This is a genomic window from Pseudomonas sp. LTJR-52, assembly GCF_003691465.1.
Classification (GTDB): domain Bacteria; phylum Pseudomonadota; class Gammaproteobacteria; order Pseudomonadales; family Pseudomonadaceae; genus Chryseomonas; species Chryseomonas luteola.
Genome location: NZ_CP033105.1, coordinates 699422 through 713690, shown reverse-complemented (window position 1 = coordinate 713690; position 14269 = coordinate 699422). Strand labels below are relative to the sequence as shown.

Here is a 14269-nt window from a genome sequence, read left to right as displayed (position 1 = left end):
TTCGGTCAGCCACCGACTGGTTGTTTACGGATCTCTACCTACCTATTTATAGACCCAAAGCTGAAAAATGACTCACCGGTCATAAATAAAACTCAGTAAGTCATCCAGAGATTTAAAAGGCGATTATCAACGTCTCACACTCTGGCTTCTGTCACGTACCGGCACCTTTATGACGAAACAGCAGCTCTACCAGCACATTGTGAGTACATTGCAAAGTGACCTTCAGGCCGCCATAGCCGCCGCGCAAGCTGCACATGAAACGGCGACACATGAAGAGAACGTAGCGGAAAACAAATACGACACTCGCGGACTCGAAGCGGCATATCTAGCGGCTGGCTATTCAAAGCGCATACAAGAGATTCAGCAGTCCTTGCAGGCTTACCGTAATCTCGTCATACGTACCCACGAGGCGGAACATGGTGTTCAGCTGTCTTCCCTGGTCGTTGTCTGCGATACCGTAGGCAAGCAACAAACCTTTTTCCTAGGCCCGGCAGGAGCGGGTCTTAAAATCAGGACGGATACCGGAGACATCATGGTGATCACACCCAATGCACCGCTCGGGCAGGCGCTACTGGGAAAAACCGAAGGGAAAGAGATCAGTCTTTCAATCGGCAGCACAAAGCAAATATTTGAAGTTGTATCGGTCGAATAAACAGGCCTTTCCGGGTTTTCTTTGCTCAGGTGCTGGTCAAAGCCAGTCTGGAAAGCTATACTGTATATATAAACAGTAATGACGAAGGCGATGAGGTGATGAATGGCCGTCGAAGTCTTGTACCGCAGCAGCCGAGATCCGGAGCGCTTATTCATGGATAAAGCTGAAGCTGATCGCTATGACAAAATGCTGGAGCTTGCTGAGTCTCTGGCAGTGGTATTACAAAAAGCCGTACCCGATCTGACTGACAAACAGGCAGAAGATGTCGGTATCTACATGGCTCGCCATCGCGATCTATTCGCCAAGGCGTTCAAGAGTCAGCCCGATGTGCTAGCCGAGCTGAACGGAAAAGAATCTGCCTGATTACGATGTTGCCGAGGCTGCCTTTTCCTGATCTCGCCAGAGCAGGAAAACACGCAGATCAAACTCGATCTGGTGATAACCCGGCAACATATGCTCGCATAACTGATAAAAGGCCCTGTTGTGCTCGTGCTCCTTCAGATGCGCAAGCTCATGGACCACAATCATTTTCAGAAACTCGGGCGCTGCCTCTTTGAACAAAGAGGCAATCCTTATTTCCTTTTTCGCCTTGAGCTTGCCGCCATGTACGCGTGAAATGGCCGTATGTAACCCTAGCGCTTTCTGCATCACATCCAAGCTTTGCATCGTAAAGCACCTTGTCTATACCAGGCGCATTCTTGAGGTGCGTCTGCTTGATCTCCAGGGCGTAGGTATAAAGTGCCTTGTCGCTTTGTATGGCGTGAGACCCAGGATAGCGACTGGACAGGTATGTCTGTAGGCGGCCTTGTTCACAGAGCAGACGAACCTGCTCCTGCAGTGAAGCCGGGTAGCCTTGCAGGTATTTAAGAGAAGCCATGATTGGTCGTGTCACTCGCTACCGTGGTGGGACCACTGACGCCTGAATAGTGAACCAGCCCACTATTGTAAAACACAGTCGACCTCCGCTCCTAAAAATGCGAGTCAGGCACAGCAAAGTGCCATCGAAACCGTGTAAAAGCGTGGGCAATCCTGTGGTTTATATCTGGCTGTTTCGCTGCAAATGCCGTGACGCTTGTCGTCTCTTTCATTCAGCGATCAGCATCGACCATACCCTCAGCGTTGCAATGGAATGCATATGTCTCATACCGACTTGGCTATAAGCGGAGAAGAGCTGACCCCGCGTGCTCCAAAGGATTTGGCTGCTGATCTCTTGCAGCAGATCGGCTTGGACGCTCAACCCGCTGAACCCGCCTCCTCTTCCCCTGCGGAAGCAACACACGCATCGAGTTCTGCCTCGCCTGCATTATCCGAGGTGCTACCGCGCTCACCCTTCAGCCTTTTGCACATGCTTCACCTCGTACTGGTTGTGACTGGGTGTGCAGCGATCGTGCTTTTCTACGTGGCGGTGGTTACCGTTATTGCCGCCCTCCTGTTCATAGCACTGCCTGCACTCGATGTACAAAGCCTGACCTCAGTTGAATTACCTGAATGGGGGCCTCTCGCAGTAAAGTCTTTCCTGGCCTGCCTGGGCGGATTCATCCTGTTCTTTACCGCAAAGCCTGTATTCACGGCTCGTCGTCGCGAGAAGCCAGCCGTCATTCTCGCACCAGGGCAGGAGCCAGCACTCTGGGAATTCGTGGTTCCTTTGTGCACAGCCATGCAAGTGCGTACCCCTATAGAAATTCACCTGAGCAATGAAGTAGATGCCAAGGTCCACCTGGCTTCCGGCTGGAAAGGTCTGGTTAAAGGCGATGTCACCTTGACGCTGGGACTACCGTTAGCGGCAGGCTTTTCCAGGCAACAGCTTGCCGGCGTCTTTGCGCATGAGTTTGGCCACTGCGCCCGGCGCTTCAATATGCGGTGCTACTACTTTATCAATTTCTGCAATGCCTGGCTGGACCAGCGGGCCCACTTCAAGGACGCACTGGGTGAGCGCCTCAAGCACCTTAGCGAAGCTGAAACCTCGCGAGTGACCAACCTGGGTGTTCTGGTCGCTCGCATCGGCATGCGTCTGCCACGCCAGTTTCTGCACTATTGCTTTTTGCTTAGTTACCGCCTCTCCAAGCCTGCCTGTAAACGGCTGGAGTTAGAGGCAGACCGTTATGCAGCACAGATTGCAGGCAGCGATACGTTTCGCGCCGCCACCCTGCATCATCATGCGTTACGCTGGGCATTCAGGCAGGCAGATCGCCAGAACGTGAGTACCTGGAGCGAAGGCGCGCTGCTGGCAGACATGCCACAGGCTGCTGCCCTGGGCGCCACCCGACTCGATATCGAGACGCAACGCCGCCTGGAGGCCAAGCTGCGCGACAGGCAACGCTATTGGCGTGTTCATCCTGCCGATGTCGAACGTATCGAGGCAGCAGAAGCCTTGGGTAGCACAGCGCTGATAACAGATGCGTCTCCTGCTACCGGGCTATTCGAATACTTCTCTCAGTACTGCCGACAAGTCACGACTGCGTACTATCAAAAACTTGGACTCGATGTGAGCCTGACCCAGTTTCGTGAAGCCAACGCGGCTACCTTCGATATGGACCAGAACAACGAAACTGCCTTTCTAAACAGGTGGACACTAGGTCAATGGGCTGACCTGCCCTGGCTTCCTCTGCATGCGCCTGCCGGTAAAGAAAAGGCCACCATGGACTGGGCGGCCGTCATCTCGGCCTTGAAAAACCGCACAGAGGAAACAGGCCTCAACTGGCAGCATGCACAGAAAGAAGTGCAGCGGCGCTTTACGTTGGCTTATTGTGATGAGCTGAACGCTCATCAGATCACAAACCATATCCATGGCGTAAACACGTTTGATCCAGAGCGCTATCTGAACGAGTACAGGAATATCGATACCTGGCAAAGCCCGGCTCGTACCGTCATGAGTGACGTGGCAGCGCTGCTCCGCCAGCGTATCGACCTGACGCTCAAAAGCCATCATCCGGGGCATGCACAAGCCCGCGACCTGGCCCAGCTGCTGTTTTCCCTCACAGAACTCTATCCCGATTATGAGCGACTGCGCGAGTCGCAGTTATTGGTCAAGGAATACAACAGTCTTCATCGTCTACAAGGCAGCATGCAGACCCACCAGCTTAGCCACTATGCGCTTCTGGACTTCCGGACCCGGACACAACGCCTGGTAAAACAAGCCGAAGCCATCAAGCAATATATCTTGCCCGGCGAGAGTATTGGCGGTTACCTCAAGCAGCAACATCCCTACCTTGAAGCCGAAGCAGGTCCCCTCCTCGACTTCTACCAGAAAAGTGATGCCTTGCTTGAAGCGTTTACCTATTGCTATCGATACACCTTCAACCTGCTTGCCAAGTGGTGTCTTGAGGCTGAGGCCGCCAAGGGACTCTAAATTGCATCCAATAAAAAGCCCGCATCGAGGCGGGCTTTTTATTAAAGTGTGATCAGTTGACCTTGGGGTCCAACTCACCCTTTGCATAACGCTCGAACATTCTGTCCAGCGAGATCGGCTTGATCTTGGAGGCCTGGCCTGCAGTACCGAACGCTTCGTAGCGAGCGATACAAACATCACGCATGGCCGATACCGTCTTCGCCAAGTATTTACGCGGATCGAACTCGCTGCGATTCTTCGCCATGAATTCGCGAATCGCACCGGTAGAGGCCAGACGCAGGTCGGTATCGATATTCACCTTACGAACACCGTACTTGATGCCCTCAACGATCTCTTCGACCGGCACACCGTAGGTTTCCTTGATGTCACCGCCATACTCGTTGATGATGGCCAGCCACTCCTGAGGGACGGAGCTGGAGCCGTGCATGACCAGATGAGTATCTGGAATGCGTGCATGGATCTCCTTGATACGCTGGATGGAGAGCGTATCCCCAGTTGGCGGCTTGGTGAACTTGTATGCACCGTGGCTGGTACCGATGGCAATTGCCAGGGCATCAACCTTGGTAGCCTGCACGAACTGGGCAGCCTCTTCCGGATCAGTCAGAAGCTGGCTGTGGTCCAGTGTACCTTCAGCGCCTACACCGTCTTCCTCACCTGCCATGCCGGTTTCCAGGGAGCCCAGGCAGCCCAGCTCACCTTCTACCGAAACACCACAGGCGTGGGCAAAGGCAACGGTCTGCTGAGTAACGCGCACGTTGTATTCGTAGTCAGAAGGTGTCTTGCCGTCTTCTCTTAGAGAGCCGTCCATCATGACCGAGCTGAAACCCAGCTGAATGGAACGCTGGCAAACGTCCGGGCTGGTGCCGTGGTCTTGGTGCATGACCACGGGAATGTGTGGAAACTCTTCAACGGCAGCCAGAATCAGGTGACGCAGAAATGGCGCACCTGCGTACTTACGAGCACCTGCAGAAGCCTGCACAATGACCGGAGAATCGGTCTTGTCGGCTGCTTCCATGATGGCCCGCATCTGCTCGAGGTTGTTAACGTTGAAAGCTGGTACGCCGTAGCCAAACTCGGCTGCGTGGTCCAGCAGCTGACGCATGCTGATGAGTGCCATGGTGATCCTATCTCCCGGTATGGACCTATTATGTTTTCAGCCTGCACCACTGGCAGGCTGTTTTTCAAGCAAGAGCAGCGCACTGCTCTTGCTGTATCGTTTAACTCGTCAATTTCGAGTGATCACTCGGTCCGCAGACTACGTCCCGCTTAACGGCAACCATCCGCACTTGTTGTCTGATCGGATGCACCGGTTGTCGTGGCTATCCGCTCATCATTCTGGCCGGTGGGTGTTGCAACGGAGACCGGTGGCGGCGAGAAAGCACGACAGGCCTTGTCGGATGTTGCTCCGGCACAGCCAGCCAGCATGAGACAACTAAGTACGGAAAAAGCAGCGAGACGTATCATGGCGATTATCCTTTAGCGCGTTGTTCCAGGACTTCGACCGCCGGAAGAACCTTTCCTTCCACGAACTCAAGGAATGCACCACCGCCAGTGGAGATATAGGAGATCTTTTCGCCTATACCGTACTTGTCGATAGCCGCCAGGGTGTCGCCACCGCCAGCAATCGAAAATGCCTCGCTGTCAGCAATGGCTTGAGCCAGTACTTTGGTGCCATTACCGAACTGATCGAACTCAAAAACGCCGACCGGGCCATTCCACAGAATAGTCTTGGCCGATGTGAGCAGCTGGGCAAATTGCTTGGCCGTTTCTGGGCCGATGTCCAGAATCATGTCGTCATCCGCAACATCGCTGATGGATTTAACCGTTGCTTCGGCAGACTCGGCAAATTCCTTGGCGACAACCACGTCGACCGGCAGAGGCACGCTGACCTTGGCAGCAATGGCCTTGGCCGTATCGACCAGCTCGGCTTCGTACAGAGATTTGCCTACCTTGTGACCAGCAGCAGCCAGGAAGGTATTGGCAATACCGCCGCCTACAATCAACTGATCGCAAACACTGGACAAGGAATTCAAAACGTCCAGCTTGGTAGAGACTTTAGAGCCCGCCACGATGGCAGCCATTGGACGCGCGGGCGCCTTGAGGGCTTTGCCCAGCGCATCCAGTTCGGCGGCCAGCAGCGGACCGGCTGCGGCCACTTTCGCAAACTTGGCAACACCGTGGGTAGAGCCCTCAGCACGGTGAGCGGTACCAAAGGCATCCATGACGAACACATCGCATAGCGCGGCATACTGCTGAGCCAGCTCATCAGCGTTCTTTTTCTCGCCCTTGTTGAAGCGTACATTTTCCAGCAGAACGATATTACCCGGCTGTACATCAACACCGCCCAGGTAATCCGTTACCAGCGGAACCTCACGATTCAAAGCCTTGGACAGGTATTCCGCTACAGGCTTCAAGCTGTTCTCGGCGCTCGCCTCACCTTCGGTCGGTCGCCCCAGGTGCGAGCAGACAATAACAGCAGCGCCCTTCTCCAATGCCAGCTTCAGCGTCGGAAGCGCGGCGACCAGACGAGCATCGCTCTTGATCTGTCCATCCTTTACCGGAACGTTCAGGTCCTCGCGAATCAGGACACGTTTACCGTTCAGATCGAGGTCGCTCATTTTCAACACGGACATGTATGCAATCCCTTCGTTGTGCTTGTTCAGATCGGCTTGGCGACGCGCAAGAAATGACTTGCCACGTCGATCATGCGGTTGGCAAAGCCCCATTCATTGTCGAACCAGGCCAGCAGATTGACGAGCCTTGGCCCCGATACACGGGTTTGACTGCCATCAACGATGGCGGAATGGGGATCATGATTGAAGTCGCAGGACGCGTGCGGCAACTCGGTGTAGTTCACCAGATGCTGCAAAGGGCCACCCATCGCAGCCTCGCGGAGCAGACCATTAACTTCCGAGACAGTGGTATCACGCGAAACATGACAAGTGATATCCAGCGCCGACACATTTACGGTCGGTACACGAATGGCCTTGGCCTGAACGCGCCCCGCCAGCTCCGGCAACAGGCGCTCGATTCCACGATCCAGCCCTGTAGAGACCGGAATGATCGATTGAAAGGCCGAGCGGGTACGGCGCAGATCATCGGCGTGATAGGCGTCGATCACGGGTTGGTCATTCATGGCTGAATGAATCGTGGTTATCGAGACGTATTCAAGACCCACGACTTCGTTCAAAAGTTTCAACAGCGGCACGCTGCAATTGGTAGTACAGGAGGCATTCGAGACAAGCCTCTCAGTCCCGCGCAAGCTGCCCTGATTGACGCCATACACAATGGTGGCGTCTACGTCGCTTTCGCTGGCCATCGGCTGGGAAAACAAGACGCGGGGCGCACCGGCTGCAAGAAAACGCTCACCGTCTGCACGGGTGCTGAAGGCGCCAGAGCATTCGAGAACCAGATCGACGCCCAGACGCCTCCAGTCAATGTCGTCAGGATTGGCGCAGCGCTGCACATGCATACTGCAGCCATTGATACGCAAGCGATCCCCTTCTATGGCAACTTCGCCGGGAAAGCGTCCGTGAGTCGAGTCGAAGCGTGTCAGGTACTCCAGACTTGGCAGGTCAGCCAAGTCATTCAACGCCACGAGTTCGAAATCAACCGAGGCGCTGCGCTCATGTAACGCACGGACCAGGCACCGACCGACACGGCCGTAGCCATTGAGCGCAACACGATAAAGAGAATCAGCCATGAAAGTGGGTTTCGGTGTCCAGAATTGAATAAGCAATGGCTAGTGATGTTACAAGTGTAGCCTGAGCAATGACACACTACACAAGCCCTAAGTGTAGGCTTTCAGACAATCTAGGCGAGCGAATCCAGAAAAGATTAGCGTAGCCAGAAGCGAATTTGCTGAAGATGCCGCTTCATTTGCAAAATAAAACACGCTTTTTCGTAGTCCATAGACGGATTGGCTACAAAATACTGGAACACCACGGTGTCGTTGATTCTAAAACACACTCTGAGATCATGAGTATGGCAAAAGAATCTTCCTCCACGCTCTTAATGGATAATTGGGCTGGTATTACAAAAATAACGGCGTTTATCTGGTAAACAGCAAATAATAAAAAACGCCACGATTCTCACCGTGGCGTTTTCATTATCTCACTGGAGGATCAGTCCTCAAGCAGCTCGTTTGCAACTGCCAGCACGTTATCCAGCGTGAAGCCGAAATGCTCCATCAGTGCCGGCGCCGGAGCCGACTCACCATACGTTGTCATGCCGATCACACGACCATCCAGGCCAACGTACTTGTACCAGTAGTCCGCAATACCCGCTTCAATGGCAATACGGGCACCAACCTCAACCGGCAATACCGATTGACGATACTCGGCGCTCTGACGCTCGAATGCGCTGGTGCAAGGCATGGATACCACGCGAACCTTGCGCCCTTCCGCGGTGAGCTTGTCGTACGCTTGAACAGCCAGCGACACTTCCGAGCCGGTAGCGATAAAGATCAGCTCTGGCTCACCTTCACAGCTCTTCAGCACGTAGCCACCGTGGGCAATGGCCGCTTCGGTTTCATTGTCACGCAGGTGATGAGGCAGATTCTGTCGAGAGAAGATCAGCGCTGACGGGCCATCCTTACGCTCCAGAGCCGTCTTCCAGGATACCGCAGCCTCGACCGCATCGGCAGGACGCCAGGTATCCAGGTTGGGCGTATAACGCAGGGATGCAATCTGCTCGACCGGCTGGTGCGTCGGGCCATCCTCGCCCAGACCGATGGAATCATGGGTGAAGACATAGATGATGCGCTGCTTCATCAGTGCCGACATACGCACGGCATTACGAGCGTATTCCATGAACATCAGGAAGGTGCCGCCGTAAGGAATCAGGCCACCATGCAAGGCCACGCCGTTCATGATGGCGCTCATGCCGAACTCGCGTACGCCGTAATACATGTAGTTGCCGGAGGCGTCTTCCTCGACAACCGGCTTGCAGCCCTTCCACATCGTCAGGTTGGAGCCGGCCAGGTCGGCCGAGCCGCCCAACAACTCAGGCAGTAGCGGGCCAAAGAAGTGCAGGCAGTTCTGGCTGGCTTTGCGGCTGGCGATGGTTTCGCCCTTGGCAGCTACCTCACGGATGAACGCCGACGCCTTTTCATCAAAGTCAGCTGGCAGCTCACCGGCCATACGGCGGGTAAACTCGGCGGCCAGTTCAGGATAAGCCTCAGCGTAAGCGTTGAATCGCTTGTTCCACTCGCTTTCCGCTTTAGAGCCTGCGTCCTTGGCGTCCCATTCGGCGTAGATATCCTGCGGAATTTCGAAGGCAGCGTGTTTCCAGCCCAGCGCTTCACGGGTGGCCGCTACTTCGGCGTCACCCAAGGCCGCGCCATGGGATTCTTCCTTGCCCTGCTTGTTGGGCGAACCAAAACCAATAATGGTCTTGCAGCAGATCAGGGTCGGCTGGTCGCTCTTGCGAGCCGTCTCCAGTGCCGTCTTGATTTCTTCCGGGTCGTGACCGTCGACGTTACGGATCACTTGCCAGCCATAGGCTTCGAAGCGTTTGGGCGTATCGTCGGTAAACCAGCCGTGGACTTCGCCATCAATGGATATGCCGTTGTCATCATAGAAGGCGATCAGCTTGGACAGGCGCAGCGTGCCAGCCAGTGAACAGACTTCGTGAGAAATGCCTTCCATCATGCAGCCATCACCCATGAAAACATAGGTATAATGGTCAACGATGTTATGGCCTTCGCGGTTGAACTGCGCCGCCATGATCTTTTCAGCCAAGGCGAAACCCACTGCGTTGGCGATGCCCTGCCCCAGCGGGCCGGTCGTGGTCTCGACACCGGCGGTATAGCCATACTCGGGGTGGCCAGGCGTGCGGCTGTGAAGCTGACGGAAATTTTTCAGATCGTCGATGGAGAGGTCGTAACCGGTCAGGTGCAGCAGGGAATAGATCAGCATGGAGCCGTGACCATTGGACAGCACGAAGCGGTCGCGGTCGGCCCACTTTGGGTTCACCGGGTTGTGCTTGAGGTAATCGCGCCAGAGCACTTCGGCAATATCGGCCATCCCCATAGGGGCGCCGGGGTGGCCGCTGTTGGCTTTTTGTACGGCATCCATGCTGAGCGCGCGGATGGCGTTGGCACGGTCACGACGACTGGGCATCGCTGATCTCCTGAAAAGGGGTCAAACGTTTAAAGGAAGTTTTATTGTGCCTAGCCGGGCACGCAGGAGCAATCCGAACGGTCATATCCAGCTTGGCTTCAGCCACGTTAATGGTTCGTCACGGTCTCGATTGCGTGATGGCCTCCGCCACCAGCCCCAAAAACCAGCGCAAGGCAACAGAGGTGTTACTACGCTCATGCCAGTGCAGCGTGACCTTAAAACTAGGCACGTCGAAAGGCAGGTTACATATGCGCAACGGGTGCTCTGCTGCAAACAACGTGGCGATCTGTGAGGGAAGGATGACGAGCAGGTCCGTTTGAGGAATGATTTTTGGAAGCACGGAAAAATGAGGAATGCGCAATGCAATACGCCGCGAGATACCCAATCTCTCTATTACATCCTCTGCCATCCCGTGACCAGAGGCTCGAGTTACCAGCACATGACTTTCTCTCTGGAATTGCTCAAGAGTCAATTCGCGCTTTATCCGTGAGTGTTTACGACTGAGCAAACAGACATAACGCTCATCGATCAGAGCCTGCCGAACGATACCTGTACTCGAGAGAGGCCGGCTGCAAATGGCTGCGTCAACCTTGCCTATGCTCAACCACTCATTTACCTGATCAATTTCCAAGGGCACGACTTCAAGCTCCGCCTGAGGTGCCAGCCTGTTGAGTCGATGCAGGATCAAAGGCAGCAAGGCCATTTCACCCAAATCTGATAAAGCGATACGGAAACACCGCGCCGTCTTATGCGGATCGAACTCTCGAATCCCTTCAACCGTTCCCTCGATACGGCTCAAGGCGTCTTTGAACGTGGCATAAAGCGTTCGGGCGACAGAGGTTGGCTGCATCCCATCACGGTTACGAACAAATAACGGATCGTCAAACAATTCCCGCAGCCGCGCAAGAGCATAACTGACAGAGGGCTGTGTTACGAACAGCCGCTCAGCAGCGACCGTTACACTGCCGGAATCGTAAAGCGTCACAAACGTCCTGATCAGATTAAGATCAATCTGGCCCATATCTTTATAAACCAGCTTTATTTTTAGAAGAAAAACTATCGATTTGATCAATTTATTGTGAAGCGACAGAGTGCCAGCGACAAGAACATCTATAACAGGCTCGCTGATGAAAACCGTTCACTCCGCTTCATACGATATTTTGCGCCGCTATGGCTTGACTACCATTTTTGGCAATCCCGGCTCCAATGAACTGCCTTTTCTCAAAGATTTTCCCAAAGACTTTCGCTACATCCTGGGATTACATGAGGGAGCGGTAGTTGGTATGGCGGATGGCTTTGCACTAGCCAGCGGTAAGCCAGCGTTCGTCAATTTGCATGCTGCTGCCGGTACCGGCAATGGCATGGGTGCTCTCACCAACGCCTGGTATTCGCATAGTCCGCTTGTCTTAACGGCAGGACAGCAGGTTCGCTCGATGATTGGTGTTGAAGCAATGCTCGCCAATGTTGATGCGCCTCAGCTACCCAAGCCCTTGGTAAAGTGGAGCTATGAGCCAGCAACGGCTGAAGATGTACCTCGTGCGCTGAGTCAGGCCATTCATACCGCCAGCTTGCCGCCCAGAGCGCCGGTATATCTGTCTATTCCTTACGATGACTGGGCGAAAGAAGCGCCACCAGGTGTAGAACATTTGACTGCACGGGAGGTTGCTCACGCAGGTCTCCCCTCTTCTGCTCAACTGCGCGAGCTGACCGAACACCTTTGCACTGCGCGTAATCCCGTATTGGTGCTGGGCCCTGATGTAGACGGTTATCAGGCCAATGAATTTGCCGTTGCCCTCGCTGAAAAGCTACGCATGACGACTTGGATAGCGCCCTCTGCATCGCGCTGTCCTTTTCCAACACGTCACCCTTGCTTTCGAGGTGTATTGCCTGCAGCCATTGCCGAGATCAGTCGATTGCTGGCTACACATGATCTGATCTTGGTCGTTGGTGCCCCCGTGTTTCGCTATCATCAGTATGCACCGGGCGATTACCTTCCTGCCGGCACGCAGCTTTTTCATATCACCTGCGATCCACAAGAAGCCGCCCGTGCGCCCATGGGAAATGCCCTGGTCGGGGACATTGCCCTAACCCTGAAGGCTTTGACCGATGAGGTTTCCCCGAGCAGTCGCCCAATGCCCGAGCCACTGCAGCATCCGGAGCACTATACGGATGAGCCTCACCTGCTCCGCCCGGAAACCGTTTTCGATGTGATCAACGAGTGCGCGCCGAAAGACGCCATTTACGTGAAAGAGTCCACTTCCACGGTATCTGCCTTCTGGCAGCGCATCGAGATGAAACAGCCTGGAAGCTACTTTTTCCCCGCAGCCGGAGGGTTGGGTTTTGGCTTACCGGCAGCAGTGGGCGTTCAATTGGCGCAACCACAGCGCAGGGTTATTGGAATCATAGGTGACGGCTCAGCCAATTACGGAATTACCGCGCTGTGGACGGCGGCCCAGTATCGCATCCCTGTCATTTTCATCATTCTCAAGAACGGCACCTATGGAGCGCTTCGCTGGTTTGCCGGCGTGCTTAAGGTTGACGATGCTCCCGGCCTGGATGTGCCCGGCCTTGATTTCTGTGCCATTGCTCAGGGCTATGGTGTGAAAGCCATACATACCGATAACCGAGAGACCTTCCGGCGCGCATTAACGGAAGCACTGGCTGGCAACGAACCTGTACTGATCGAGGTACCTACCGTGACTATCGAGCCGTAACCGCGGGTATAGCTATCCGATCGGACACCTATACCCCTGCGCTGCGACACCCACAACAAAAACAAAAGAGGTGGATATGCAACAGACATCAGTTGCCGAAGTCATTGGCAAAGCACGCTTGAACCGCACACACTTTACGATTTTGTGCTGGGGCTGTTTCATCATGTTGTTTGATGGCTATGACATGGTGATTTATGGATCGGTAGTCCCGCGATTGATGCAGGAGTGGTCCTTAACGCCTGTACAAGCCGGTACGCTGGGCAGCTGCGCCCTGTTCGGCATGATGTTTGGTGGAATGCTGCTTGCCCCACTAGCCGATAGGCTGGGTCGGCGAAAGCTGATCATTTCCTGCACATTGTTGGCCAGTGCTGCAGCCTTCACGACAGGCCATGCCACGACACCGTGGATGCTAGGCACCTGCCGTTTTGTCACTGGGCTTGCCTTGGGCGCGCTAGTACCTAGCTCGATCAACCTGATCAGTGAGTTTGCGCCTGCCTCACGGCGCAGTACGGCTGTTACCGTCATGTCAAGCTTTTATTCCGTGGGCGCAGTACTGTCAGCCTTGCTTGCTATCGTCCTTATTCCCCGCTGGGGCTGGCAATCGGTGTTTTACGTGGCGGTCCTTCCTGCTCTGGCCATTCCATTGATGCTGCGTTATCTGCCGGAGTCCGTAGCGTTCCTGGCGCTTAAAAATCGTCGTGATGAACTGGACGGGCTACTGCGAAAACTCGATCCAACTTACCAGCCCGGGATGCCACTGAATCTGAATACTCCAACCGCAGCCCAGCAGCGTGCTCGGTTACCGCAATTATTCGAGGGGCGTCAGGCGCTATGCACGCTGCTGTTATGGGTAGGCTTCGCAATGTGCATGCTAATGAGCTATGGACTTAACACCTGGCTGCCCAAGCTGATGGTGGCTGCAGGGTACCCGCTGGGGTCAAGCCTATCTTTTCTGGTAACCCTGAATATAGGGGCCACGCTTGGTGCACTGTTTGGCGGCTGGCTGGCCGACCGCTGGGGTGCACGTGGCACACTCTGCCTATTTTTTGCCTTGGCTGCAGTCTCTTTGGCTTTACTTGGTTTGAAACCCAGCCCCATCTTACTCAACGCGCTTCTGCTTGTTGCAGGCGCAACCACTATTGGTGGTCTAGCGGTCATTCACGCCTTCGCTGCTTTACTGTACCCCACCCATATTCGCTCGACGGGCGTCGGCTGGGCGGCGGGAGTTGGTCGTCTGGGTGCCATTGCCGGCCCGCTGTTAGGGGGCAGCCTGTTCGCCCTAAACCTACCATTCCAGCAGAATTTTCTGGCATTTGCATTGCCAGGACTAATAGGGGCTATAGCTATTGGCTGCATTCACGGTCCGTCCCACAACCCTTACTCTGCAAACAAGCAGGCTCGCACTACCGTAAAAAAACTCGTTTGAAAGAAA

11 protein-coding genes and 1 pseudogene are annotated in these 14269 nt (G+C 54.7%); 5 read left to right on the top strand and 7 right to left on the bottom strand.

What is annotated here, in order from left to right:
- Positions 1 to 169: 169 nt before the first annotated feature.
- Together EAW52_RS03290 and EAW52_RS03285 are read left to right on the top strand one after the other, a co-directional pair.
- On the top strand, positions 170 to 652 hold the full coding sequence (locus EAW52_RS03290) for a GreA/GreB family elongation factor (protein ID WP_122041395.1): 483 nt from the start codon (positions 170 to 172) through the stop codon (positions 650 to 652).
- Positions 653 to 754: 102 nt separating this feature from the next.
- The gene (locus tag EAW52_RS03285; protein WP_122041394.1) at positions 755 to 1015 is read left to right on the top strand and encodes a YebG family protein; all 261 of its coding nucleotides are present in this window, start codon (positions 755 to 757) and stop codon (positions 1013 to 1015) included.
- Here the strand turns inward: EAW52_RS03285 and EAW52_RS03280 are convergent.
- Positions 1016 to 1529, bottom strand: a pseudogene (locus EAW52_RS03280) (YgjP-like metallopeptidase domain-containing protein).
- A 258-nt stretch (positions 1530 to 1787) separates the two neighbouring features.
- Here EAW52_RS03280 and EAW52_RS03275 point away from each other — a divergent pair.
- Positions 1788 to 4001, top strand: coding sequence for a M48 family metallopeptidase (locus EAW52_RS03275; RefSeq protein ID WP_162997574.1), 2214 nt, complete (start codon positions 1788 to 1790; stop codon positions 3999 to 4001).
- 52 nt (positions 4002 to 4053) lie between these two features.
- Here EAW52_RS03275 and fba read toward each other — a convergent pair whose 3' ends face one another.
- The 6 genes from fba to EAW52_RS03245 all read right to left on the bottom strand — a co-directional run bounded on the left by fba (position 4054) and on the right by EAW52_RS03245 (position 11144).
- Complete coding sequence (gene fba, locus EAW52_RS03270) at positions 4054 to 5118, bottom strand: class II fructose-bisphosphate aldolase (RefSeq protein WP_010796099.1); 1065 nt, start codon at positions 5116 to 5118, stop codon at positions 4054 to 4056.
- Between the two features lie 149 nt (positions 5119 to 5267).
- Positions 5268 to 5465: a hypothetical protein gene (locus tag EAW52_RS03265; protein WP_122041392.1), complete on the bottom strand. Its 198-nt coding sequence runs from the start codon at positions 5463 to 5465 to the stop codon at positions 5268 to 5270.
- Positions 5466 to 5470: 5 nt separating this feature from the next.
- Complete coding sequence (locus EAW52_RS03260) at positions 5471 to 6634, bottom strand: phosphoglycerate kinase (protein ID WP_010796101.1); 1164 nt, start codon at positions 6632 to 6634, stop codon at positions 5471 to 5473.
- Between the two features lie 26 nt (positions 6635 to 6660).
- Complete coding sequence (gene epd / locus EAW52_RS03255) at positions 6661 to 7704, bottom strand: erythrose-4-phosphate dehydrogenase (protein ID WP_122041391.1); 1044 nt, start codon at positions 7702 to 7704, stop codon at positions 6661 to 6663.
- 421 nt (positions 7705 to 8125) lie between these two features.
- Positions 8126 to 10123, bottom strand: coding sequence for a transketolase (tkt, locus tag EAW52_RS03250; RefSeq protein WP_019367318.1), 1998 nt, complete (start codon positions 10121 to 10123; stop codon positions 8126 to 8128).
- Between the two features lie 118 nt (positions 10124 to 10241).
- Positions 10242 to 11144 carry a LysR family transcriptional regulator gene (locus EAW52_RS03245; protein WP_122041390.1) on the bottom strand — a complete coding sequence of 301 codons (903 nt, stop codon included), beginning with the start codon at positions 11142 to 11144 and terminating at the stop codon, positions 10242 to 10244.
- A 106-nt stretch (positions 11145 to 11250) separates the two neighbouring features.
- Between EAW52_RS03245 and mdlC the strand changes: the two genes are divergently transcribed.
- Complete coding sequence (gene mdlC, locus EAW52_RS03240) at positions 11251 to 12837, top strand: benzoylformate decarboxylase (protein WP_122041389.1); 1587 nt, start codon at positions 11251 to 11253, stop codon at positions 12835 to 12837.
- 76 nt (positions 12838 to 12913) lie between these two features.
- Positions 12914 to 14263 (top strand): aromatic acid/H+ symport family MFS transporter, encoded by a 1350-nt coding sequence (locus tag EAW52_RS03235; protein WP_122041388.1) that lies wholly within the window; start codon positions 12914 to 12916, stop codon positions 14261 to 14263.
- Positions 14264 to 14269 lie beyond the last annotated feature (6 nt).